Annotated in this window: 14 protein-coding genes; 8 read left to right on the top strand and 6 right to left on the bottom strand. The window is 74.2% G+C overall.

The genetic code is table 11. The annotated features are described in order from the left end of the window. Window positions 1-456 precede the first annotated feature (456 nt). The gene (locus F603_RS0121020; protein WP_019547943.1) at window positions 457-993 is read right to left on the bottom strand and encodes a MarR family winged helix-turn-helix transcriptional regulator; all 537 of its coding nucleotides are present in this window, start codon (window positions 991-993) and stop codon (window positions 457-459) included. 204 nt (window positions 994-1197) lie between these two features. On the opposite strand from F603_RS0121020, the gene F603_RS32525 reads away from it, so the two are divergent. After that, the gene (locus tag F603_RS32525; protein ID WP_019547944.1) at window positions 1198-2463 is read left to right on the top strand and encodes an MFS transporter; all 1266 of its coding nucleotides are present in this window, start codon (window positions 1198-1200) and stop codon (window positions 2461-2463) included. Window positions 2464-2478: 15 nt separating this feature from the next. Here F603_RS32525 and F603_RS0121030 read toward each other — a convergent pair whose 3' ends face one another. Continuing rightward, window positions 2479-4233, bottom strand: a complete 1755-nt coding sequence (locus F603_RS0121030; RefSeq protein WP_019547945.1) for an ATP-binding SpoIIE family protein phosphatase — start codon at window positions 4231-4233, stop codon at window positions 2479-2481. A 215-nt stretch (window positions 4234-4448) separates the two neighbouring features. Continuing rightward, window positions 4449-5813, bottom strand: coding sequence for an NAD(P)/FAD-dependent oxidoreductase (locus F603_RS0121035; protein WP_026328604.1), 1365 nt, complete (start codon window positions 5811-5813; stop codon window positions 4449-4451). Window positions 5814-6197: 384 nt separating this feature from the next. Between F603_RS0121035 and F603_RS0121040 the strand changes: the two genes are divergently transcribed. Next, window positions 6198-7040 (top strand): TetR/AcrR family transcriptional regulator, encoded by an 843-nt coding sequence (locus F603_RS0121040; protein WP_019547947.1) that lies wholly within the window; start codon window positions 6198-6200, stop codon window positions 7038-7040. Between the two features lie 1180 nt (window positions 7041-8220). After that, window positions 8221-9972, top strand: coding sequence for a sigma-70 family RNA polymerase sigma factor (locus F603_RS36285; RefSeq protein ID WP_019547949.1), 1752 nt, complete (start codon window positions 8221-8223; stop codon window positions 9970-9972). A 3-nt stretch (window positions 9973-9975) separates the two neighbouring features. On the opposite strand, the gene F603_RS0121055 is transcribed toward F603_RS36285, so the two are convergent. Both F603_RS0121055 and F603_RS0121060 read right to left on the bottom strand, forming a co-directional pair. After that, window positions 9976-13287 (bottom strand): AfsR/SARP family transcriptional regulator, encoded by a 3312-nt coding sequence (locus F603_RS0121055; RefSeq protein ID WP_245600859.1) that lies wholly within the window; start codon window positions 13285-13287, stop codon window positions 9976-9978. Window positions 13288-14235: 948 nt separating this feature from the next. Beyond that, entirely contained in the window at window positions 14236-16359 is a 2124-nt protein-coding gene (locus F603_RS0121060) for a macrolactam cyclase family protein (protein ID WP_078503717.1), read from the bottom strand. Window positions 16360-17462: 1103 nt separating this feature from the next. Here F603_RS0121060 and F603_RS0121065 point away from each other — a divergent pair. From F603_RS0121065 to F603_RS0121085, 5 genes are all read left to right on the top strand, one after another. Continuing rightward, window positions 17463-18941 (top strand): NsdA family TPR-like regulatory protein, encoded by a 1479-nt coding sequence (locus F603_RS0121065; RefSeq protein ID WP_019547952.1) that lies wholly within the window; start codon window positions 17463-17465, stop codon window positions 18939-18941. 88 nt (window positions 18942-19029) lie between these two features. After that, window positions 19030-20217 (top strand): L-2-hydroxyglutarate oxidase, encoded by a 1188-nt coding sequence (lhgO, locus tag F603_RS0121070; protein WP_051096312.1) that lies wholly within the window; start codon window positions 19030-19032, stop codon window positions 20215-20217. Between the two features lie 274 nt (window positions 20218-20491). Continuing rightward, complete coding sequence (trmB, locus tag F603_RS0121075; RefSeq protein ID WP_078503718.1) at window positions 20492-21217, top strand: tRNA (guanosine(46)-N7)-methyltransferase TrmB; 726 nt, start codon at window positions 20492-20494, stop codon at window positions 21215-21217. 142 nt (window positions 21218-21359) lie between these two features. Then, window positions 21360-23132, top strand: coding sequence for a PrsW family intramembrane metalloprotease (locus tag F603_RS0121080; protein WP_019547955.1), 1773 nt, complete (start codon window positions 21360-21362; stop codon window positions 23130-23132). Window positions 23133-23206: 74 nt separating this feature from the next. Beyond that, on the top strand, window positions 23207-23641 hold the full coding sequence (locus tag F603_RS0121085) for a PPOX class F420-dependent oxidoreductase (protein ID WP_019547956.1): 435 nt from the start codon (window positions 23207-23209) through the stop codon (window positions 23639-23641). Window positions 23642-23936: 295 nt separating this feature from the next. Here F603_RS0121085 and F603_RS0121090 read toward each other — a convergent pair whose 3' ends face one another. Continuing rightward, window positions 23937-24893, bottom strand: a complete 957-nt coding sequence (locus tag F603_RS0121090; protein WP_019547957.1) for an aldo/keto reductase — start codon at window positions 24891-24893, stop codon at window positions 23937-23939. Between the last annotated feature and the right edge of the window lie 173 nt (window positions 24894-25066).

Below are 25066 nucleotides of genomic sequence, written 5' to 3' on the forward strand. Positions count from 1 at the left end.
CAGGTACGGGCATCAACAAACTTGGCGTTGACTAAATGGCACGCTGTTGAGTTCTCAAAGAACGAACGCTTCCATCGAACCCCTCCCAGGGCCCTCCGGGCGCTTCCCTCTCGGTGTCTCCGACTCTATCAGACTCCCATTCCCACCCTTCCCCCTCACACAGAGAAGAAAAAGCAAGAACCCGAATCCAACCAACCCGGCCGGCGGGACGCCTTCCGACGCGACCCCCACATTAGTCGATCACCCAGACCACACAAAATCCGGAACCCATTCCCCCACCAGCCCCCACACACCCAAAAAAGGCACGCAGAAAACCCGCAAAGAAACGAGAAAACCAACCAGAAGAGACCGCCACCAGACGGCAGAAGAGCCACCCACACGAAACACAAAGCCTCCGGGGCAGCTCGGAGAACACTACGGACCACCCCCACCACTGTCAAGCGAGGGGGAAGGGGCTCAATCGAGGTCCGTGAGGCGTCCGCCCGCGTCGGGCTGTGCGTCCTCGACGCGGCGGAGGAGGCGGGTGAGGAGGTCACCGAGTTGTACGCGTTCGTCTCCCGAGAGGTCCTGGAGGAGCTCCTCCTCGAAGACCGAGGCGCGGCGCATGACCTGGAGCCACTTCTCGCGGCCCGTGTCGGTGAGCCCGATGATCACGCGCACTCGGTTGTCCGGGTCGCGCTCGCGCGTGACGAGTCCCTGAGCCAGCATGCGGTCGATCCGGTGGGTCATGGCCGCTGGGGTGAGGCCGAGACGTCTGGCGATGCCCCCCGGCCACAGTTGGTAGGGCTCGCCGACCATGACGAGTTCCTTGAGGACCTCCCACTCGGCGCTTCCGAGGTCGAGGGTGGCGAGTTGGCGGCCGTAGGCGACGTTCATCCTGCGGTCCAGCCGGCTGAGGGCGTTCACCACCTTCTCGACTCGCGGGTCGAGGTCGCGGTACTCGCGCTGGTAGATGGCGATCTGCTCATCGAGGCTCGGCTGCTGCTCGGACATGAGGCGGAGTATCCCACGGCTACGCGTTCGCATTGAAGGCTTGCTCTGTGTACTCTTCAACATTGAAGTTTAGCTTCGAACTCTTGCGGCCCCCGCCGTTTTCACGGCGGGGGCCGCAGTGGGGTGTGGGTCCGTACGGTTCCGGACCCGATGACCGGTACGACCGACCACTGTGTTCCTGGGTAGGTGAGTGTGACCACGGCGATGGGCGCGCAACTGCGCCGCATCCAACTCGGTAACGCCCTCGCGGCGTTCGGCAACGGCTTCACGATGCCGTTCCTCTTCGTGTACGCCTCCAAGGTGCGGGGACTGGGCGACGGGACCGCGGGTGCCGTGCTCGCGGTCTTCGCTGCCGCCGCGCTCGTGGTGCTGCCGTTCACCGGACGCGTCATCGATCGACGCGGGCCGATGGTGACGGTCGTCTTCGGCGCCGTTGCCGCGGCGCTGGGCGCGCTGGCGTTCTCTGCCGCTGCCACGCCGGGGGCCGCTCTCGGAGCCGCCGGGTTGATGGGGGGCGGGATCGCCGTGCTCCAGCCCTCGTTGGCGACCATGATCGTCTGGTGTTCGAGCACGGTGAACCGGTCGCGGGCCTTCGCCACGCAGTTCTTCCTCAACAACCTCGGGCTCGGGATCGGCGGGCTGATCGGTGGGTTCGTCGTCGACGAGAACAGCGCGGGGTCGTTCCTCGTGCTCTTCGGGATCGAGGCGGCGATGTTCATGGTGCTGCTCCTGGTGCTCCTCACGGTGCGGCTGCCCTCGGCGCCCGGGTTCGACGACGAGGAGGTGCCCGAGGGGCGGACCGGTAGCGGGTGGGCGGTGCTGCTGCGGGACCGTTCGATGGTGCTGCTGTGCGTGCTCGGGTTCGTGGTCTTCTTCGCCTGTTACGGGCAGTTCGAGTCGGGGCTCGCGGCGTACGCGGTCGAGGTGACGCGGATCTCGACGGCGACGCTGGGGACGGCGCTCGCGGCGAACACCGCGGCGATCGTGCTGGCGCAGTTCGTGGTGCTGCGGCTCGTCGAGCGGCGCAGGCGGAGCCGGGTCATCGCCGTCGTCGGGCTGATATGGACCCTCGCCTGGCTCGCGGCCGGTGCCTCCGGATTGGTCGAAGGGGGGCAGGGCGTGGCGACGGCGCTGCTGATCTCGACGTACGCGCTCTTCGGGGTCGGAGAGACGATGCTGTCGCCGACGGTCGCGCCGCTCGTCGCCGACCTTGCGCCCAGCCGCCTCGTGGGGCAGTACAACTCGGCCTTCGCGCTGGTGCGGCAGTTGGCGCTCGCGATCGGGCCCGCGGTGGGCGGGATGCTCGCCGCAGCCGGTGCGTACGCCTTCTACATCGGGATGCTGGTGGTCTGCTCGCTCGGGATCAGCGTGCTGGCGATGGTGCTGGGGCGGCGGTTGACGCACCGGCAGGATCGGCCGGGGCGGCCGGTGCCCGTGGAGGTCGAGGAGTCGGTGGCCGTCAGCGCCTGAGACGGCTCGCGGCCGTCAGGTCTCCGGCAGGGCGAACTCGCACCAGACGGCCTTGCCCCCGCCCGGGGTGCGCCGCGAACCCCAGGACGAGGCGATGGTGGCGACGATGGAGATCCCGCGGCCCGCCTCGTCGGCCACTTCCGGGGTGCGGCGGCGCGGGAGGTGCTCGTCCCCGTCGGTGACCTCGACGATGAGACGGCGGTCGGTTCTGCGCAGGCGTAGGCGCATGGGCGGGGTGCCGTGCTGGAGCGAGTTGGCGACGAGTTCGCTCGCGGCGAGGACGCCGAGGTCCCGGAGCTCTGCCGGGAAGCGCCAGGAGGCGAGGACGCCCGAGGCGAAGGCGCGGGCGCGGGGTGCGGCCTCCGTGCCGCCGAGGAGGTCCAGGGCGGCGTTGTGGAAGAGCTCGGCCTCCCGGCCCGTGCGAGCGGGGTGTTGGAGGACCAGTACGGCTACGTCGTCGTCGTGTTCGGCGGTGATTCCGAGGGAGCGGATGAGGCGGTTGCAGACGATCTCGGGGGAGCCGCCGGCGGCCGCGAAGGCGCGTTCCAGGGCTGCGACGCCGACGTCGATGTCGGCGTCGCGGCGCTCCACGAGGCCGTCGGTGTAGAGGACGGCCGTGGATCCGGGGCCCAGCGGCAGGGTGGCGGAGGTGTGAAGCCAGCCGCCGGTGCCGAGGGGCGGGCCCGTCGGCTCGCCCGTCCGGTGGACCACGCCCTCCTCGTCCTTGACGAGGATCGGGAGGTGGCCCGCGGAGGCGAAGCTGAGGATGCCCTCGTTCGGGTCGTGGACGGCGTAGACGCAGGTGGCGATCTGGCTGGCGTCGATCTCCGCGGCGAGGCCGTCGAGGAGCTGGAGCACCTCGTGCGGTGGGAGGTCCAGGCGGGCGTACGCCCTTACGGCGGTGCGGAGTTGCCCCATCACGGCGGCCGCCCGCACCCCGCGGCCCATGACGTCCCCGATGACCAGCGCCGTACGTCCGGCGCCGAGCGTGATGACGTCGTACCAGTCCCCTCCGACGGCGGTCTCGGTGCCGCCCGGCTGGTAGGTGGCGGCGACGCGGAGGTCGTCTGGCTGCTCCAGCTCCTGGGGAAGCAGGCTGCGTTGGAGAGTGACAGCGGCCTCGCGCTGGCGGCGCTCGCTCGTGCGGAGGCGTTCGGCTGCCTCGACCTGGTCGGTGACGTCGGCGGCGAAGATCAAGACGCCCTGTTCCTCCGCCGTCGTGAGCGGGGTGCAGGTGAAGGTGTAGTAGCCGGTGCGCTGAGGACCCTGCACGCGGCGGGACTTGACCGTGCGCGGAGTGCCGCTGCGCAGGACCTGGTCCATGAGGGGAGGGAGGCCGAGCTCGACGAGTTCAGGGAGGGCGTCGCGGGCGGCCGCACCGGAGGGGCGGGCGCCGAACGCCTTCTCGTAGGCGTCGTTGACGAAGGCGATGCGGTGCTCGGGACCGTAGACGACCGCGGCGGGGGCCGGGACAGGGCCGAGGAGTTCGCGGACGGGCAGCGCGTCGATGCGGCGCGTCGCGTGCTCGGCGGACGGGGTGCCGGGGCCTCGGCGGGATGCGTCGGACGGCGGGCGGCGGGGTGGGAAGCGGCGGCGGGAGCGGGCCTGCGGCACGACAGGTGGGGCGGGGTCCGATGCCGTCTCGTCCGCCTGTTCCGCGGGTGTGCGGGCAGGGGAGGGCTCGGACGGCTGCTGTGCCTCCGCGGCCGACTGGGCGGCGGTGCGCCGCTGTGTGCCGGGCAGTCGGGCGCTCCAGCGCGTGAAATCCACGGTCGTCCGGTTCCTTGTTGCTCGCTCGTTCGCTGTCGTTCGCCGTCGGGTCGTGCCTGCTGCGCGTGCGCCGCTCGGGGTGTCCAGGCAAGGTCACCGCGGTGTGACGCGGCGCGTACCGCTGGGCGGCCCTGCCTTGCGGAGGAGGTCACTCTTCGCAGGCGCGGACCCACCCATCGTCACATGCACAGTGTGGCGCAGACCGCCGCCATCCGTCAGACGCCGCTGTTCGGCGGGGAGTTCCGGGTTCCGCCTGGTTCCGGCGCGCGGTTGAGGGAGACGATCTCACGCCGGAAGAGGAGCGCGAGTGTCCACTCGGCCACGAGACCGACGCCGCGGGGCGCGGGAAGTTTCGTCAGATGGTGACCGCGGTGCCAGAGCCAGGCCGTCGTGCCGCTCAGGGTGCGGTGCTGCAACTGCGCGACGGCTCGACGCGGGCCCAGCGGGATCGCCGAACTCGCGTGCGTATGACGGTAGTCCACGAGGGGTTCGCCGCGCAGCTCGGCCGCCAGGTTCTCCGCTAAGAGCAGACCTTGGCGCCGGGAGTGCGCCGGCGTGGGCGCGGGTGCCTCCGGGGACGTGAGGGCGGCCGAGGCACCGGCTGACCAGGCGCCTCGGACTCCGTCGAGCTGGAGCGCCGGGGTGCATCGGAGGAATCCGTCGCGGGTGCGGGGGAGGTCCGTCGAGACGAGGAGGGGATGGGGCGCGGTGGGAGCGGCGCGGACGACGGTGTGCGCGGGGAGGCGGGTGCCGTCGTCGAGGACGGCGAGGCGCGGGGTGCAGGAGGCGAGGGAGGCGCCGAGGCGTACGTCGACGTTGTTGTCGCGGAGTTCGGCGAGGGTGCGGCGGGCCGGCGGCGGCTCGTACTCCGGCAGGAGGCGGTCCTCGGGGACGGCGAGGAGGAAGCGGAGCTCCTCGGGGGCGAGGTTGCCGAAGTCGCGGCAGGATCGCCGGGCCGCCGCGGCGAGTTCGGCGAGGAGCGCGACGGTTGCGGCGTCGCCTCCCTCGAAGACGAAGGTGAGGGCCGCGTCCCGCACCGCGGGGTCGCGTGTGGAGGAGGCGAGGTCGAGTTGGTGCACGAGGTGGTTGCCGAGCGCCGTCACCTCGTGCAACGCGCGTGTGCCGAAGGCGTGTTCGGCGATACCGGGGGCGCGTGGGGGCTCACTGCCGGCGCCCGGTGCAAGGACCAGGTGGTCGTAGCGCAGGGCGAGCGGGGAGCGGTCCGCAGGTGTGCGTACGTATGCCGTGCGGTGGCGGTGGTCGACGGACTCGGCCTCGCCGATGACGATGCGGCACGAGGGAAGGAGCCGGCGCAGCGGCGCGGCGGCGTGGTGCGTCGGCAGGGAGCCTGCGGCGGCCTCGGGCAGGAGGGGGCGATAGACGGTGCGGGGAGTCGGGTTGACGACGGTGAGGTGCACCGGGGGCGCCGCTCCCCTGTCGTGCGCCGGGGAGCGGCGAGGCGCGAGGGCGGGGTCGGCGAGGCGTGGCCCGAGGCGCCTGCTCAGGCGCCGTGCTGCCGTCGCGCCGACGTGGCCGGCGCCGATCAGGAGGATGCGCACGGGCGGCGCTGTTGCGCTCACGTCTCGTCCACCGCCTTGGTCATCCGTCAATGACGCCCCGCCGGACCGGCTTTGTCCACAGGCGTGACAGGCCGCACAACCGGTGGGAGCACGCTCCGGCTTTCACCACCACGTGCGCCGGCTCACCTGTTCGTGCAGCTCACCGGTGGTGCGCGAGGCGATGTCAGAGGCGCGTGAGACGGTGCTCAGCACGCAAGGGGAAACCAGCGGAGAGGGGCTGCGGAACCGCCCTCTTCTCTGGCGTGCCGGGCTCAACTATGTTCGTGTGCCTACGGGGTGCGACATGTGCCGACCAGGGCGCCCGGCACCCCGAGCGCAGTAGATCGGGTGCCTCCGGGGGGAGGCTCCCAGAATCGGGGGATTAGACACATGCGCACTCAGGGGATGTACGACGCTCAACCGGCCCGTGCCCACGTCTTCGTGGGCTCCGTCTCCACCGCTCCGGCGCCCGGCGCCGCGGGGACGGTCCGTCGGGAGGCGCCCGAGTCCGGCGGGGGGCGCGGCCTCGCGCCGCAGGGCCGGCCGGCGGCCGAGCGGCGGACGGCGGTAGGCCGTTCGGCACCGCTGCGGGTCGACGCCCAGCGCAATCTGGAGCACGTACTGCGCGCCGCGCGCGAGGTCTTCGGCGAACTCGGTTACGGGGCGCCGATGGAGGACGTCGCACGGCGGGCGCGCGTCGGGGTCGGCACCGTGTATCGGCGCTTCCCGAGCAAGGACGTGCTGGTGAAGCGGATAGCAGAGGAGGAGACCGCGCGCCTCACCGAGCAGGCGCGCGCGGCACTCGGACAGGAGGACGAGCCCTGGGCCGCGCTCTCGCGTTTCCTGCGGACCTCCGTCGCCTCCGGCGCCGGGCGGCTCCTGCCGCCGCGGATACTCCGGGCCGAGGGCTGGGGGGAGGCCGCGGTCCGTGTGCCGCAGCAGCGCCGTCAGGGCGAGGAGGCCGAGGAGGAGCCGGAGGAGGGCGCGGTGGCGACGGAGGCGCCCGGCATGGCGCCCGCAGCGGAGGACGACGCTGCTGCCGCCGAACTGCTCGACGTGGTCGGAAAGTTGGTGGAGCGGGCACGCGGGGCCGGAGGGCTCAGAGCCGATGTGACGATCCAGGACGTCCTCTTGGTGATAGCGACGGCTGCGCCCTCGCTCCCCGATGCGGCGCAGCAGGCGGCGGCCTCCACGCGGCTGCTCGACATCCTGCTGGAGGGGCTGCGGGCGCATCCGGTGGGCACGTGAGCTGAGCTTTGCTGCCTGCTGCTCGTCGGTGGGCCTTTGCGGGTCCGCCGGCGGGCCGCTGCGGCTGACGTCAGCGGGCGTGCGCTTGGTCGGGGGCGGGGCTCGCGGCTCTCCTGTGCGGAGTTGGGGTGCCGGTCGCCGGGGTCGGTTGCGACATCCCAGGAGCGGTGGCACGTACCTCGTGCGTGGGCGGAGGGCGTGGGCGGGCTCCGAGGGTCGTTGCGTCGCCGGGCGTCCGGGCGCCGTGCTATCAGGCTGCGGATACCAGGGGCGGGACGCTGGGCTGCCAGGTCATCGGGCGCCGCGCGGCTCACCGATCGCCGTCGCCAGGTCGCCGCGTCGCCAGCCCAACGGGACGCCACTGCGCGGGACGCCTGGCCACCTCGTCGCCAGGTCGCCGGGCGCCACGTGGGTACCCGGCCACCCGGCAAGCTGCCGAGTGGAGTGTGTGCGTTGCGGAGTCCGAGCAACTGGGCGGTGTAGGTGTCGTGTTGTGGCAGGTGTCATAGGGGTCGAGTGGCTGATGCTGTGGAACTGGCGTCAGTCGGGGGTGGGTTGGTCGCATATGTGAGGTAGGACCCGATGCGGGGGCGCGTAAAGTAACCACGAACGGGTGATTGATCCATCCGGGGGACTCTCGGTCGTTTGCCCTGTGTCAGGCTTTCGCGGTGTTCGACCAACGGTACGCACACGGGAGTTGCGGCTCATGGGAGTTGACGGTCGCGACGAGCGAGGAGAACCCGCGGAGGACGCGGACGCCGTCGGACAACAGGGGACCCGCCCGCGTGCCCGGAGCCACGGCGGTGCGGAGGACTCGGCAACGTCGGGCTCGCGGACTCCGGGCAGCTCGGACGGCGAGGCCGGGCCCGAAAGCGCCGAAGCGGCGAAGGGCGAGGTCGAGCAGGGCGGGGACGAGAAGAGCGGCGAAGAGGGGTCCCGTTCCGGTGTGCCACGTCAACGTCGCCGGAACCCCGCTACGGCCGAGTCCGTTCGAGGCCGGGCCGCCGGCGGCAGGTCCGCTGACGGCGGCGGCTCCGGTGGGCGGGCCGGCGGCGAGGGCGAACGGGCCGCAGCAGCACACCGGTTGAGCAAGCCCGCTCCCCCCGCACCCAAGCGCGAGCAGGGCGGAGCATCCAGCCCGGGAACGGGCGCAGCGACGCCGCCCCCGCACGGCAAGGGCGTGCCGAAGCAGCGCGGCAGGAGGCCGCAGGCGACGGCGGGGCAGTCGGACGCCGAGCTCGTCGCGAGGATGCGGGAGGGTGACGCTGCCGCGTACGACGCGCTCTACCGGCGGCACGTCGCGCCCGTCCGCAGGTACGCGCGTACCTGCTGTCGGGACGCGGACACGGCGGAGGACCTCGCCAACGAAGTCTTCGCCCGTACGTTGCAGGCAGTGCGGGGCGGCAAAGGGCCGCAGTCGGCGGTGCGCGCCTACCTGATGACCTCCGTGCGGCACACCGCGGCGGCGTGGGCGAGGACCAGCAGGCGGGAGCAGCTCGTCGAGGACTTCGCCGTCTTCGCGGAGACCGCCGAGGAGTCGCGCGGGGGCGTCGAGGGCGCCACCGATCCGGGCGCCGACGTGCGAGCGATGCACGAGGCCGAACAGACCCTCGTCGTACGCGCGTTCCGCAGCCTCTCGGAGCACGACCAGATGGTGCTCTGGCACACGGCGGTGGAGGGCGCGAAGCCGCAGGACGTGGCGCCGCTGCTGGGCAAGTCGAAGGGTGCGACGGCGACGGCCGCGCACCGTGCGAGGGAGAACCTCAAGCAGGCGTATCTCCAGGCCCACGTCAGCAGCGCGCGTACGGGAAGCGCCGACTGCGCCCGGTACGCGGACAGGCTCGGCGCCTACGCGCGCGGTGGCCTGCGCCTGCGGGCCGAACGCGGGCTGCTGCGGCACCTCGACGAGTGCGCCGAGTGCCGGAAAGCGGCGCTGGAAGTGAAGGACCTCAACCAGCACATCCGGGTCCTGGTGCCGGTGGCGCTGGTGGGATGGTTCGCCACCGCGGGCGGTGCCAAGGCGTTCGGCGCCCTGGTCGCGGGAGGCACCGCGGCAGGCAGCGCTGCCGCGGGTGGCGCCGCGGCGAGTTCGGGGGCAGGAGGTGCCGCGTCGGAGGGGCTCGGGACGCCGGCGAAGGTCGGACTGGGGCTCGGGCTCGTCGCGGCCGTAGCGGCTGTGGCGTACGCGTTGGTCGGCGGCGGAGGCGAGCCGAAACCGCGGTCGCAGGCCCAGCCCCCGGTGGCGGCGCCCCAGAAGCCCTCGGCCGAGCCGGAGGAGCCCGGTCCGCCCGCGCCGGTCCCGCCGAAGCCGAAGCCGAAGCCGACCCCGGAACCGGCGCAGCAGCCGACGCCGACGAAGAAGGCACCGAGCCCCTTCCCCACGAAGACGAGCCCGCAGCCGAATCCGACGCCGAGCAAGCGCCCCGCTCCCCCTCCGCCGGCTCCCCCGAGCGAGACGCCGTCTCCCCCGCCGAGCAGCCCACCGCCGCCACCGCCCACCGACTACCATCTGGGCCGACTCGACTACGACTTCACACCGGGCGAGGCAACGGACCCCACCATCCGCACCCAGCCGGGTAGTTGGGCATGGCAGCGCACCGGTCTGCGGCTCGCGGGGGTCTCCTACGCCACCGGGATCTCGGTGCACCTCCCCTCCTCCGTGACGATCGACCTCAACCGGAGCTGCGTCAGCTTCGCCGCGCTCGCCGGTATCGACGACCTCTCGCCGGGTCAACGGGCCGCGCAGTTCACCGTGCACGGGGACGGACGCGAGCTCTGGCGCTCGGAGACGGTGCGGAACGGGAGCCGACCGGCCGCCGTGCGGGTGCCGTTGGAGGGCGTGGAGTCGCTGCGGCTGTCCGTGGACCCGGAGCGCCCCCTCGACCGGCTGGCCCTCGCCGACTGGGCCGACGCGCGGATCAGTTGCGCGTAGGCGTCACCCCGCGGCCTCGCTGAGCCAGGCGTCGAGCGAGGCGAGGACCTCGGCCGCGTCGAGCGGGCTGTCGCGCGGGCGCGGGGCGCCGGGGGACCGGCGGCGGATGCGGTGGGCGAGCGCCTTCTCCGGTGCCGTCGGCGGGAGTTCGCCGCGCAGGTGATCGGCGGCGTCGGCGAAGCGCACGGCGCGGCTCGGGCTGCCGGCGGCGAGGGTGACGGCGGCGGCCGCGAGGACGAGACGGGCGAGGAGCGCGTCGTCGGAGGCGACGGCGAGTGCGCGGCGGAGCGCTTCGGTGATCTCGTGGACGGCGCGGTACCGGCGGTCCGGGCCCTCGGCCGCCGAGATGCGCGCGCCGACCATGTCGACGAGGACGTGCAGCGTCGGTGTCCCGGCCCGTGTGCACGTGATGCTGCGGGTGTGCAGGTCCCTTGCGCGCTGCGTCTCGCCGCGCTCCAGCGCGAGGAGGCTGCTGAGGTGGAGGACGTACGCCCGGGTGTCGGCGACGCCGAGGTGCGCCGCCTCCTCCAAGGCGCTGTCGGCGAGGCGCTGCGCCCGCATGCGGTCGCCCTGGCGATACCAGATCTCGGCGATACGGGCGAGGAGCAGCGGGACCTCCGTGTGGGCGCCGAGTTGCCTGGCGTAGCGCAGCGCCGTCTCGCACTCGGCGCGGGCTTCGCCGTACGCGCCGCGGCGGACGGCGAGTTCGGCGCGGAGGCCGCAGATCTGCGAGAGGAGCCAGCGGTCGCCCGTGGACTCGGCGAGGGACTCCATCTCGGGGAGGTCCGCGGTGATCCTGGGGAGGCTGCCCGGCAGTTCGGTGTGGAGGTAGGCGCGGCAGACCATCGTCACGGCCAGCGCCCAGGGGCCGCCGTGCGTACGGCAGTTCGCCACCGCGCGGTCGAGGGAGCTTTCCAGCGCCTCGGGGGAATCGACGCCGTAGCCGGTGAGCGGCGCGAGCAGTCCGGGGAAGCGCGCCGTGGCCTCGGGCGAGGCGCCGAAGGCGCGCCGCAACTGCTCCGCGGTGCGCGCGTGTGCGGCGAGTTGGGCCGGTTCTGCGCGGTCGTAGCGCCCGGCGCGGAAGGTGAAGCAGAGCATGCGCGACTCGGCGCGGAGCAGGTGTACGTCACTGTCGTCGGCCGGAGTCGTGGGGAGGAGGTCGAGGAGGGCGGCGGCCCAGGAGGCGCCCTCCTCATGGTGGTTGCGGAGCCACCAGAACCAGCCGAGGGAGCGGAGCAGGGCGCCGAGCGACTCGGTGTCCCGTCTCTCGACGCAGCGGTGCGCGACGGCCCTGATGTCGTCGAGCTCGGCCTCCAGGCGCGCGAGCCACTCCACCTGAGCGCCGGTGCAGAGGAACGGCGCCGCCCTCGCGGCGAACTCCACGACCTGCGTGGTGTGGCGGCGCCGGGTGGCGGCGAGGTCGGAGCGGTCCTCGGCGGCGCGTTCACGCGCGTAGGCGCGGATGGTTTCCAGCAGGCGGAAGCGGGTGCCGGAGGCAGAGGTGCGGTCGGCGACGACGAGGGACTTGTCGACGAGGGCGCCGAGGACGTCGAGGACCTCCGAAGACGGCAGTGACCCCGCTCCGCACACCGCCTCGGCCGCCTCCAGCGTGCAGCCCCCGGCGAAGACCGAGAGGCGTGCGAGGAGGGTGCGTTCGCGGGCGTCGAGGAGCTCCCAGGACCAGTCGACGACGGCGCGGAGGGCCTGCTGGCGCGGCAAGACGTTGCGGCTGCCGCGGGCGAGGAGGCGGAAGCGGTCGTCGAGCCGGGCGGCGATCTCTTCCGGCGCGAGGGTGCGGAGCCGGGCGGCGGCGAGCTCGATCGCCAGGGGGAGGCCGTCGAGCCTGGCGCAGATCTCGGCGGTCGCCTCCCGGTGTGCTTCGGGTCGGTGCGCGGGGGTGACGGCGCGGGCGCGGTCGTCGAAGAGCCGGCGGGCGGCGGAGGGTGGCAGGGGCTCGACGGGGCGTACCGCTTCGCCCGCGACACCGAGCGGTTCGCGGCTCGTCGCGAGGACGGTGAGGTACGGGCACTCGGCGAGAAGCGTCTCGGCGAGCGCCGCGACCGCCGACACCAGGTGCTCGCAGTTGTCGAGGACGAGCAGGAGGCGGCGGTCGCGGCAGTGGTCGAGGAGGCGGGTGGCGGCCTCGTCGGGCGGGTGGCGGGGCGGGGCGGCGCCGCCCTCGACGGGGGCGGAGGCGAAGAGGGCGGTGTCGCGGCGGCCCAGCGCGTCGAGGACGGCGCCGGGGACGGAGGCGGGGTGGTCGAGCGGTGCCAGCGGGACGAGCCAAGCGCCGTCGGGGAACTTCGGGTCGGACGGTGACGGTGCGCCGGCGAAGTGCTCGGCGAGGCGGGTCTTGCCCGAGCCACCGGGTCCCGTGAGCGTGACGAGGCGGTGTTCGGCGAGGGCGGTGCCGAGCGCGTCGAGCTCGTGCGTGCGGCCGACGAAACTGGTGAGGCGCGCAGGCACGTTGCCCCGGTGCGGGGGTCGGGGTTCCGCGGGGGCGGACGGTTGCGCGAGCCGGGCGGGGAGGTGTCCGCCTTCCTCCGAGCCGGGCTCGGTTCCGGCGGACGGGGCCGGTCGCTCGCCGGAGCGGAGCAACTCGGCGTGCAGCGCGCGCAGTTCCGGGCCCGGGACCACGCCGAGACGGGCGCCTATCCGCCGGCGCACGGTGTCGTACTCGGTGAGGGCCTCGGCCGTGCGGCCGCTCTCGCGGAGCGCGCGGAGGAAGAGGAGCTGCAACGGCTCGTCGAGCGGACGGGACTCGGCGAGCGCGCGGAGCTCGGAGAGCGCGGAGGCGGGGCGCCCGGCGGCCACCTCGGCGCCGAGGAGCCGCTCCTTGCAGGTGCGGCGCAACGCCTCAGCGTGGCGGGCCTCCTGACCCGGGTCGGGAAGGTCGGCCAGCGCGCCACCGCGCCACAGGCCGAGGGCCTCGCGGAGCAACTCGACGGCGCGCTGCGGTGCGCCGCGTGCCAGAGCCTCCTCGCCCGCTGCCGCGAGCCGGCGGAAGCGGTGGAGGTCGACGTGTTCCGGGTCGGCGACGAGACGGTAGCCGCCCGGGGCCGACTCGATCGCCGCCCGGCCGAGCGCCCGGCGCAGTCGGCCGACGAGCGCCTGGAGCGCGGCGGGCGCGTCCGTGGGAAGCTCCTCCGTCCACGGCCACACCTCGCCGACCAACTCGTCCACGGTCACCGGTACTTCGGAGCCCGCACGCAGCGCCAGCGCAACGAACAGCGCACGCAGCCGCCGGCCCCCGAGCGGCAACGGGCGCCCCTGCGCGTCGTGGACCCGGGCGGGTCCGAGGATTTGGTACTGCACCACCACATTGTTGCCACGGGGTCTGACAATCCCCCACGCCTTTTCTCCGTACCGCAGGCGGACGCCTCCGGCTCCACCCGCCGTCACCGCTGCCGGGTGCACGGCCGCCGCCGTCTGGGAGCGCCCTGCGCGCATCCGTCGACACCGGAGCGGGGGACGCAAGGGGCCGCATCATGTCTCCCCGACGGGGCGCCGTGACCGACGTGTTGGCGAGGCGGGTGCTGCGGGCAACGCATGACCGCACGCAGCGCGCGTTCGCCGGCCCGCACAGCGCCGCACGGTGCCGGCCCAACGCCTTCGACGCCCCGAAGCCCCCACACGCACACGCCGGCACGCATGGCGCCACACCGTGCTACCCCAACGGGAAGCCGGAAGGGACACGTTGGCAAGGCCAACATTCCAAGCGCCGACGCCCCGCAGGCACCGAGGGGCGCGCACCCCAGGCACTCACCCGCATCCACCACGCTCACATGCAGCCGCTTCAAGGCGACGCTACGGCCAATACCTCGCCGAGCCGCACGCTGCCGATACGCACACTCTCACCGGGACCGACCGGCCCGGGCACGCACGACACTTCCCAACGGAGACCCGCAACCGACGTATTCGGCAACCCCACCGCACCAAGCGCCGGTACACGCACGCGCGCCCACCGGCGTGTGCACGCACAACCCCACACGGTGCCGCCCTGACGCAGTACCACGATCAACGCCTCGACGAGCCGCACGCTCCACACATGCGTGCCCGCACGCGCGCACTCACTCACCGACCCCGCGACGGGCTCCCACAACGCCGTACCGCCGACACACCTCACACACACCACAGGCACGCCACCAGCGCCCGCACGCCCAAGCCCGCACAGCAAGCCGTCCCAACGCGACGCCGCAGCCGACGCCTTGACGCGCCGCACGCTCCAGCGCGCCGGCACACCCGGCCCCCTCCGAAGCGCCCCTACAGCGCAGGCCGCTGCTGCCCCGCCGTGACGCCGCCCGCCGCCGCACGCTGGCGGGGCGCCTCGCTGCCCGTCCAGCAGGAGCCGCGGCGGGCGAGGAGGCGGCGGAGCCACAGTTCGGTGGAGACGAGGTCGGCGAGGCCGTCGAGGGGGAGGCGGGCGCCCTCGGCCGCGTCCCTGATCGCTTTTCGGACCGTGCGGGCCTCGATGAGGCCGGCGTCGGCGAGGAGGGGAGCGCGGAAGAGGTCGAGGAGTTCGGGGGCTGCGAGGCGCACTCCCTTCTTGGCTGCCGCCGTCTGCGTCGAGTGCGAGGGCGCGCCCCAGCCGGCCGGGAGGTCGTGCACGCCGGCGCCGGCGAGGGCTGCGCGGAGGACGGCGGCGCGGGCACCCGGTTTGACGCGGAGCGCCTCGGGGAGGGCGCGGGCCGCGCGGACGACCTGGTTGTCGTAGAAGGGCGCGTGGAGACGCTGGTTACGGATCTCCGCCGCCTGTTCGAGGACGCGGTGGTCGGCGGCTCGACGGGCGAGCGCGGCGCGGGAGCGGCGCTCCCCCGGGCGTTCGATCGTGGGGCGCGAGGCCGCTGCCGCGTCGAGCCGGAGGGCCACTTCGGCGAGGGCCTCGCCGGTGAGCCAGCGGGCCGCGGGCCCCGGGCGGCACCAGGTGAGGGCGGCGAGCGAGGCGTCGACGGCGCTGTCGGAGGCGGCGGCCGCGGCCTGACCGAACGTTCCGGCGCGCAGCCTCGCCGCTGCCTCTTCGACGCCGTCGCGGTAGGGAGTGCGGGCGAGTCGGCGTGCGGCCCGGTAGATGGCGAAGGGGACGCCCAGCGAGCGGCCGGCGGGGGGCTCCTCCGCCTGTGCGAGCGCCGCGACCGGCCGCAGCAGGTGGCGCCTCCGCCGGTCGAGCAGGAGGTCGGCGAGGCGGGCCGGGTGGGCGTCGAGCACCTGCCGTGCGCCGAAGCCGACGAAGTGGTCGGCGCTTCCGGCGGCGAGCCTGTGGCGGTGGTGCTCGGCGGTGACGAGAGCGGGGCCCGGCTCGTCGGTGAGCGGGCCGCTCTCCAAATCGGCGTAGGGCAGGGCCTCTTCGCCCGCGGTGACGACGAGGTGGTGGACGCGCGGGCTGCCCGCGAGGGCGTAGGCGCGCTCCAGTTCGGCGTCCTTCTGCTCGGCCGCGTGGCCGCCAGGGCTGCGTCCGCCCAGGGTGAGGTCGTTGAAGGTGACGGCGAGGAGGCGCTCGCCTGCTTCCGCGGCGCCGGTGCCGTGGACGGTGCCCGGCATGCCCGGCAGGCCGGCGGCGAGCAGCGCGAGGGTGCCGGAGGCCGGGCCTCCCGAGAGGTCGGCGCCGACGCCGGGGGCGGGACCGCCCCTTCTGGCCCGGCGGTCGGCGGGGCCCATGCCGGGCACGGGGCCAGGGTCGAGCGGTGCGAAGTCGTGCTCGGAGACATGCCGCGGCGCCGTGAGCCGCGTGCGGACGGCGGCGACGAGCGCGTCCCGCACCCCGGCGACCGCGGCCTCGGGATCGACGGCCGGCGCCGAGACCACGAGCGAGGTGCTCGGCTCGTACCCGGCGATCTCGCGGCTGCCGCCCTCCCTGACGATGAGCGCGTGCCCCGGCGGCACACGGCGCACACCGGCGTACGGGGTGCCGTCGCCGAGCGCCTCCGGCGCCTCGGGGCAGGCGAGTTGGGCAGCGAGATGCCCGATGTCGAGCTGCGCCTCGACGAGGTCGGCGAGGGGCAACGCGGCCGTCGCGTAGGCGGTGCCCCCCGCCCACGGGGTGTGAAAGACGGGGCGCGCGCCCGCGAGGTCGGCGGCGACGGTGATGCGGCGGCCGATGCAGGCGACGGCGGTGTAGCTCCCCGGCCAGGCGGTGAGGTGGCGGAAGGCGCCTCCCCTGGCGGCGAAGAGGCCGAGGCGGAGCTCGTCGTCCGTGGCCCCGCAGGAGCCGAGGACGGCGAGACGGTTGCCGGGTTCGGCCTCGACGACGCGGATCTCGTCGGGCCGCCAGTCACCGACGGCCCAGAGCGGGTCCGGCTTCTCCCAGAGCAACTGCGCGCCGACGGGCTCGACGGCCCCCTCCGGCGGCATGGCGGCGGCCGCGGCGCTCCACCCCACCAACCAACGCATGCCGTCCGCCTTCTGCCGTCAACGCCCGTGCCGCAAGGGCCCGTTGGTCGGACGCGGCCGCGGTCCCGCAGGAAGGTACGGGGTCCCGGCCGTGTGCCGACGAGCCGTGCGGCGACCGTACGTGCTGTCCGAACACCGTGTTCTGGCGGCTATGTTGCCACGATAGCGGCGTACGGGCGGCGCATAAGGGGCGCATACCTCACATGGGGTGCGGTGCCTGACCGTCCGTCCCCTTCCGGCTCGGACGGACGGTGCGGGGGCACAAGGGGCGCATATACCGGCGTCCTCCCCACCCGGCAACGGCCGGGCGACCGATGCCATTCGGCCAAATCTCGCCCGTCGCAAGGGAGTCGGGATCGCGGGAGGGGGCGCGTGGACAGCGGCCAGGAGGCGCGTCCGCCAGGAGCACACGGAAGCCCCGGCGAGGCCGTGGCGGGCCGGCGGGACCCGGGCCGGCCGTGGGCGGCACACGCCTGCCGACGGCCCCTGCATGGTGCGGCCCGGGAGGCCGGCGCCTCCCGGGCCTGCCGCCACCCGCGGGGAATGAGGCGGCGGCACTTCCCCCAGCCCACTGCTGCGATGCAGCGGGCCGACCCACGCAGTACTCATCGAACCCGCTCGCCAACTACCCTGGCAGGCGCATGGATGGGCGCACGGCCACACGCACGGAGCACGGGGAGGCGTCCGCTCCGCACACGTTTTTGGACGGGCGCCGGCGTACGTCGCCGCGGTGGCACGTGACCGGCGCACGTACACCCGTGCCGCTCCGGAGGAGCCGGGACTGCAACAGATCTCGCCATCCGGGGAGCGGCCCCTTAACGGTCGGGATTCGGCGAACTACGCTGTGTGGGCAGGGTTTGTCAGAGGTTCACGCACCGGCCCGGTGACCGGTCTGAGGACACCGGACCGACCGGAGCCCGTCGCCCGCCAGGCGATCGGGAGCCGGAGGCGTTGGGGGGGAACTGGCACGGCGGCTGTGCGGCCCGTTCCGCATACGCTCCGCGTCCGTCCCCGCACGCAGCGGTGCCGCCGGTGCGTAGGCAAGGGGAGAGCGTCCCGCACAGTTACCGCGGGACGGCCGTCGGTGTGTGTCAGGGGTGCGCATGTCCAGGGAGTCACGCGGGCCGAACGAAAAACTCGGCACCGTTCTCGCCCTCGCAGGGATCAGCAACGCCGGTCTCGCCAGGAGGGTCAACGACCTCGGTACGCAGCGGGGGTTGACGCTCCGGTACGACAAGACCTCCGTCGCGCGATGGGTGTCGAAGGGGATGGTTCCGCAGGGCGCGGCGCCCCATCTGATCGCCGCGGCGATCGGCAGCAAGCTCGGCCGCCCCGTCCCGCTCCACGAGATCGGCCTCGCCGACGCCGACCCCACGCCCGAGGTCGGCCTCGCCTTCCCGCGGGACGTCAGGGCCGCCGTGAAGTCGGCGACCGACCTCTACCGCCTCGATCTCGCGGGCCGCCGCGGCGGTGGCGGCATCTGGCAGACGCTCGCCGGCTCCTTCGCCGTCAGCGCCTACGCGACGCCCGCCGCCCGCTGGCTCATAACCCCGGCCGACAGCTCCGTCGCGAGAGACGAGCAGACGGCACGCGACCACCGCGGCGCCCCCGACCACGAGCAGAGCACCAGGGAGGCGCGCGAGGGCGACGAGGTCCCCGTCCCGCTCCGCGTCGGCCACAGCGACGTCTCGAAGCTCAGGGACGCCGCCGAGGAGGCGCGCCGCTGGGACTCCAAGTACGGCGGCGGGGACTGGCGTTCGTCGATGGTGCCGGAGTGCCTCCGGGTGGACGCGGCCCCGCTCCTGCTCGGCGCCTACACGGACGAGGTCGGCCGCTCGCTCTTCGGCGCGACCGCCGAACTCACCCGCCTCGCCGGCTGGATGGCCTTCGACACGGGTCAACAGGAGGCCGCACAGCGGTACTACATCCAGTCGCTGCGGCTCGCGAGGGCGGCGGCCGACGTCCCGCTCGGCGGATACGTCCTCGCCTCCATGTCGCTCCAGGCCACCTACCGGGGCTTCGCCGACGAGGGCGTGGACCTGGCGCAGGCGGCGCTGGAGCGCAACCGCGGCCTGGCGACGGCGCGTTCGATGAGCTTCTTCCGGTTGGTGGAGGCGCGCGCGCACGCCAAGGCGGGGGACGCGCACGCGTGCGCCGCCTCGCTCGCCTCGGCCGAGGGGTGGCTGGAGCGCTCGCGCGAGGGCGACGCCGACCCCTCTTGGCTCGACTTCTACTCGTACGACCGCCTCGCGGCCGACGCCGCCGAGTGCTATCGCGACCTCAAGGCGCCCCGACAGGTGCGGCGGTTCACCGAGAAGGCGCTCTCCCGGCCGACGGAGGAGTTCGTCCGCTCGCACGGCCTGCGCCTCGTCGTCTCGGCCGTCGCCGAACTGGAGTCGGGCAACCTCGACGCCGCCTGCGCCGCCGGGGTGCGCGCCGTGGAGGTGGCGGGACGGATCTCCTCGGCGCGGACCACCGAGTACGTCCGCGACCTCCTCAACCGCCTGGAACCGTACGGGGACGAGCCGCGCGTCGCCGAACTCCGGGAGCGCGCACGGCCGTTGCTGGTGGCGCCGGCCTGAGCCCCGGAGTCCCGCCGCAGGGGCGGCGCACGGTGCCGTGAAGATCGACAACGGGCACCGTACGGCCCGACTGTCAGTGGCGCGGTTCATGATGGAGGGCGTGCCAACGAAGCTCCCCACCCGCTCGGGCGGGTACGACTGCGACGTCCTGGTGCTCGGCGGCGGCGTCCTCGGCCTCGCCGCGGCCCGGGCGCTCACCAGCGCCACACCCGGGCTCCGCGTCGTCGTCGTGGCCCAGGAGGCGGGCTCGGTGCCCCGTCGGAGCGGGGTGGTGCACAGCCCGATCCACCGCCCGCCGGGCTCGCGCGAGGCGGGGTACACGCTCCGCGGCGGCGCCGAGCTCGCCGCGTTCTGCGCGGCCCACGCGCTGCCGTATGCGCGCACGGGCGAACTCGTCGTGGCCGGCGAGCGGAGCGAGCTGCCGCGGCTCCACGCCCTCGTCCAGCGCGGGCGCCGACACGGCTTGCCTGTACGGGAGTTGGGCCCCGCGCAGATAGCCCGCCGCGAACCGCACCTCCGCGGGGTCGCCGCGATCCACGTCGGCGCCACCGCCGTCTGCGACTTCGCGGCGGTGGCGCGGCAGCTCTCCGCACTCGTCGAGGAGGAGGGCGGCCGTGTCCGCTACGGTGCACGGCTCTCAGCCGTCGACCGCCGCACGGGCCGCGGCGTGGCGGTCCGGCTCGACGACGGCACGGCGCTGCGCACCCGCGCCCTGGTCAACTGCGCAGGCCCGCACAGCGCCCGCGTCGCCCGCCTCGCCGGAGACACACTCCCCGCCCGCCTCGTCCCGTTCCGCGCGGAGTTCTACGAGCTCGCCCCCGGCCGCCGCGCACTCGTACGCGGGCTCGTCCAACCGCTGCCCGACCCGGCCCGCGCTGCTCCGAACATCCACCTCGCGCGTGGGTCCGACGGCACTGTCCGCATCGGCCCGCGGCTCACGCGCGAGACCCAGGACGCGCTCGCGGAGAACTCCCTCCCCACCGGAACGGCACGCCCCGTGCGGCAGCAGCGGCGGCACGGCGCGCTCTCCCAACGCGCGTTCACCGCGGCAGTGCAGCGCCTCCTCCCCGACGTGCGCCCCCGCGACCTCGTTCCCGCAGCCGCCGGCGTCCGGGCCAGAGCCGTCCTCCCCGACGGCACCCTCGCCGACGACTTCCTCCTCGCCTCGGGCCCGCACACCGTCCACGTCCTCGACGCACCCCCGGAGGCGGCAGCGGCCTCCCTGCCGATCGGCCGCGAGATCGCCGATCGCGCCCTGACGAGCCTGGCCGCGTGAACGCGCCCGCCGTCGGCAGCCGTTGCCCCCGCCGGGTGTGCGGCGGCAGCGCGCGCCGGCGCATCGTGCCGGGCCGCGCACCGCATACCGAGCACCGCCCGCGCATCTCCGCGCACACACCTCGGGCGATGGCTCGTGTGCGCGGGGTATCCGGGACGCCGTGACGTTTCCGTACCGCGGGACGGCTTCGTAGACTTGCCGCATTGTGTCCGAGACGAGTTCCCCGCGCTCCGCGCCGCAGCAGCCAGCCGACCCCGACGGCCCCTCCAGCCTGATGTTCCCCCAGGGTGCGGGTCCCGTGCCCGATCCCGCGGGCTCGCACAACGAGCGTCGGATTCGCAGCTTTCAGCCGCGTCGCAGCCGCGTCACCACCTCGCAGCGGGAGAGCCTGCTGCGCCTGTGGCCGCGCTGGGGTGTGGAGATCGACGGGCTGCGCCGTCTCGACCTCGGTGCGCTCTTCGAAGACCCCGAGCTCCCCGTCGTCGTCGAGATCGGCTTCGGAATGGGCGAGGCCACGGCGCTCATGGCCGCCGACGACCCGGGGACGGGCATCCTCGCCGTCGACGTGCACACGCCTGGCCAGGGGAACCTCCTCGGCCTCGCGGAGCGCATGGGGCTGACCAACGTGCGCGTCGCCAACGGCGACGCCGTCATCCTGCTGCGTCAGATGCTCGCGCCCGGCTCCCTCGCCGGGTTGCGGATATTCTTCCCCGACCCGTGGCCGAAGAGCCGGCACCACAAACGCCGCCTGATCCAGCGGGAGTTCCTCGATCTCGCCGCCGGCCCCCTCGCTCCGGGCGCCGTGGTCCACTGCGCCACCGACTGGGAGGAGTACGCCGAGCAGATGCTGGAGGCGTTCACGGCGCACCCCGAGTTCGAGAACGTCGAGCCCGACGGCGGCTTCGCCCCGCGGCCCGAGTCCCGGCCGCGTACCCGGTTCGAGGGGCAGGGCCTGGAGAAGGGCCACCGCGTCCACGACCTGCTCTTCCGGCGGCGCTGACCGCCCCGCCGGACCGCGCCGATCGCCTCCGTGCAGAGGGAAGTTCGGGCGCGGCCCGTCGCCCCGAAGGGGCACGCGAAGATCCGCCATTGCGCCGGGCCTGCTCCGGCCGCCCCGCACAGTCGCTACTGTCGGACGAGTGGTGGATGAGGAGAGCACGGAGCCGACGGAGACACCCCGGGACCGGAACTCCCCGCGGGGAGCCGCACGCCCGGAGGAGGCCGCTCGTGCGGCCGATGCCGAGGGGGGCGCCGTCCCGCGTGGACCGGCTCCCGAACCTCCGCCGCCCGACGCGCCCTTGGTCCAGGACGCGCCGCCGAACCCCCGCGAGCGCCCCGACCCGGCGACCGTGCGCTCCGAGCGCACCTCCGCGCTCCGCCCCCGCGCCGACCGACGCACACCGGCGCACGAGGCCCCCGCGCCCGGCCCCGCAGACGGGCCGCCGCCGGCCGGCACAGCGCAGGAGACCCCGGACCCACCGGCGTACCCGCCGCACGCCGTGCCGCCCCCGCGCACCCCGCCCCTGAACGCGCCCCGTGAGGCACCGCTTCCGCCGCACCCGTACGCCCCGGCATTCGCCTCGGCCCCCGCGCCGCCACCCGGCGACCACGGGCAACTCGCACCCGTCGGCTGGGAGTTCGAGCACGCCGAGCCGCCCTCCTGGTGGCGCAGGCGGCAGCGGACGCTCCGGGCGCTCGGTGTCGTGGTGCTGCTGGCGCTCTCGGGCCTGATGATCCTGGTGCTGGTGCGGCAGCAGACGGGGACGGCGGGGCTGCTCGTCGGCTTCGGCCTCGCGCTCTTCCCCGTGCCGCTGCTCATCGCCGCCTTCAGGTGGCTCGACGCCGTGGAGCCGACGCCGTGGCGCAACCACCTCTTCGCCTTCGCCTGGGGGGCGTGCGCGGCGACGCTCGTCGCACTCGTCACCAACGGCTTCGCGACGGACTGGCTCGCGAGCACCGTCGTCGTCGAATCGTCGCGCCAGGTCGACACGTTGGGGGCGACCGTGGTGGCCCCCGTCGTGGAGGAGCTGGTGAAGGGGGCGGCCGTGCTGCTGCTCTTCCTCTTCAGGCGGCAGCACCTGACGGGCGTCGTCTCGGCGATCGCCGTCGCGGGGATCACCGCGGCCGGCTTCGCCTTCACGGAGAACATCCTCTACCTCGGCACCGCCTACGACACCGACTCCTCCCTGGGACCCGACCCGGTGCAGGGCTCGGCGACCGTCGCCACCTTCTTCATCCGGATCGTCCTCGCCCCCTTCGCGCACCCCCTGTTCACCGCGCTCACCGGCATCGGCGTCGGCCTGCTCGCCGCGCTGCCGCGGCACAGGCGGGTGCTGCGGGCGTGCGCCCCCGTGCTCGGGATGCTCACCGCGATGCTGCTGCACGCGATCTGGAACGGCTCGGCCTCCTTCACCGACCTGACGTTCCTCGTCGTCTACGGGCTCTTCATGATGCCGGTCGCGGCGGCGCTCACCTGGCTGGCGGTCTGGTCGCGCCAGAACGAGCTGCGGGCGGTGCGCACCACCCTCGCCGACTACGCGGAGGCCGGCTGGTTCGCGCCGCCCGAGCCGTGGGCGCTGGGCACGATGCGGGCGCGCTCCTCGGCGCGCGCGGCCGCGCGCCACCACCACGGCAAGGAGGCCGCAGCGACGGTCGCCGAGTACCAGCAGGCGGCGACCGCACTCGCGCTGCTCCGCACCCGGGCCGAAGAGGGCGCGCCCCCCGACGACTTCGCCGCCCGCGAGCAGGAGCTCCTCCACCGGGTCGAGGCGCGCCGCGCCCTCGCCCGCCCGGCGACCGTACGCGCGGCGCTCACCCTCGCGGGCACGCGCGCCGTGCCCCCGGCGGCTCCTTACGGGTACGGGCACCACGCGCCCGCACCCAACCCGTACGCCCCACCGCCGCACGGGCACTGACGGCCCCGACGTCCTCCCGCCGCGGCCACGGTGGGCGCCGTACCCTCGTAGGCCCGAGACGGAAGGACGCACCCATGGCCGAAGAGGACGCACCGGAGCGGCTGTTGGCGCTCCTCGGCGAGCACCGCATCGGCGTGCTCGTCACGGTGAAGCGGGACGGGCGGCCCCAGCTCTCCAACGTCATCCACCACTGGGACCCGGACCGCAGGACCCTGCGTGTCTCGATCACCGCCACCCGCGCCAAGTCCCGCAACCTCGCGCGCGATCCGCGCGCCAGCTACTACGTGGGCAGCCCGGACGGCTGGCGGTACGTCGTGGCCGAGGGCGAGGCCGAGGTCACCGCTCCCGCCGCGGAGCCGCACGACGCGACCGTCGAGGAGCTCGTCGAGCTCTACCGCGCGCTCAGCGGGGAGCACCCCGACTGGGACGAGTACCGGGCCGCCATGGTCGCCGAGCAGCGGCAGGTGGCCACGGTCCACGTGACGCGCGCCTACGGGCAGGCCGGCTGAGCGCCGGGCGCACGCCGGCGAACGGACCCGCGACGTACGCGGGTTGGGGGCGCTCGCCAACCGGTAGGTCCAGGCGGCGGCCCCGCGCAACAGCCGTGCGCGGGCGGCGCACTCCGGGCGACGGCAGCCGTCACGAACAGGCGCCGCCCCGCCCCTCGACGCCCGCAACCGCCGCCCGCCCGGCCAGCGTCGGCGCGTACCGGCACAGAGCGCGGCCGCACGCACGAAACAGAGCGGCCAGGGCACGCGCCCAACGCACCGTCGACGCCCGCCCCTGCTCGCCCCCGCCGGCCCCTCAGCCGCCGGACGCCTCGGTCAGCGACGCCTCCTCCGACTCGGTCAACTCCAGCTCCCCGACCGCGAGAAGCGCGGGAAGCTGCGCGAGCGTCCGGGCACTGGCGATCGGCGCGACGACGCCCGGCCGACCCGCGAGCCAGGCGAGCGCCACCGTCGCGGGCTCGGCGCCGTGCGCCCCCGCGACCGCGTCGAGCGCCTCCAGGACCCGCTGCCCCTGCTCGGTCTCCGCGAGCCCCTGCGCCCGTCCGGACCGCGCGCTCTCCACCTGGCGACCCGGCCGGTACTTCCCGGTGAGGAACCCGGAGGCGAGGGCGTAATAGGGCACGACGGCGAGGGAGTTGCGCTCCGCGACACCGGCGAGCTCGCCCTCGTAACCCTCCCTGGAGACGAGGTTGTAGTGCGGCTGGAGCGCCACATAGCGTGCGGCGCCCTGCTCGTCGCTGGCCGCGAGGGAGGCGGAGAGCCGCTCGGCCGAGATGTTGGAGGCACCGATCTCGCGCACCTTGCCTGCCCGCACGAACTCGTCGAGGGTGCCGATGATCTCGGAGACGGGGACCGACTCGTCGTCGAAGTGGGTGTAGAGGAGGTCGATGCGGTCGGTCCGCAGGCGGCGGAGGGACTCGTCGACGGCGGCCCGCATCGTCTCCGGCGCGAGTCCCCTGTGCCGTGGGTGCGCGCCGATCTTGGTGGCGAGCACGACGTCGTCGCGCCGGCCGCGTGCGGCGAGCCAGTCACCGATGATCGTCTCCGACTCGCCGCCCTCGTTCCCCTCGACCCAGGCCGAGTAACCGTCGGCGGTGTCGAGGAAGTTGCCGCCCGAGCCCGTGTAGGCGTCGAGCACCTCGAAGGACTCTTCCAGATCGGCGGTCCAGCCGAAGACGTTGCCGCCGAGGCAGAGCGGACTGACGGTGAACCGACCCAGGGTGCCGCCGCTGCGGCGCGTGGAGTGAGACATGCGCCGAAGGTAGCGCGCGAGGCGGTGTCGCGGCGTGGAGAAGAGGCCGGCGGCCCTGGTGTCGGGGGGTGGTCCACCAGGGCCGCCGGGTCATGGGCCGGAGCCCGGGGCTCCGGCGGTAGGGGGCCCGCTGCCGCGGGCGTTCCGATCGCCGCCGCCTCGTCCCCTCCTCG

Source organism: Streptomyces sulphureus DSM 40104 (genome assembly GCF_000381025.1).
Classification (GTDB): Bacteria; Actinomycetota; Actinomycetes; order Streptomycetales; family Streptomycetaceae; genus Streptomyces; species Streptomyces sulphureus.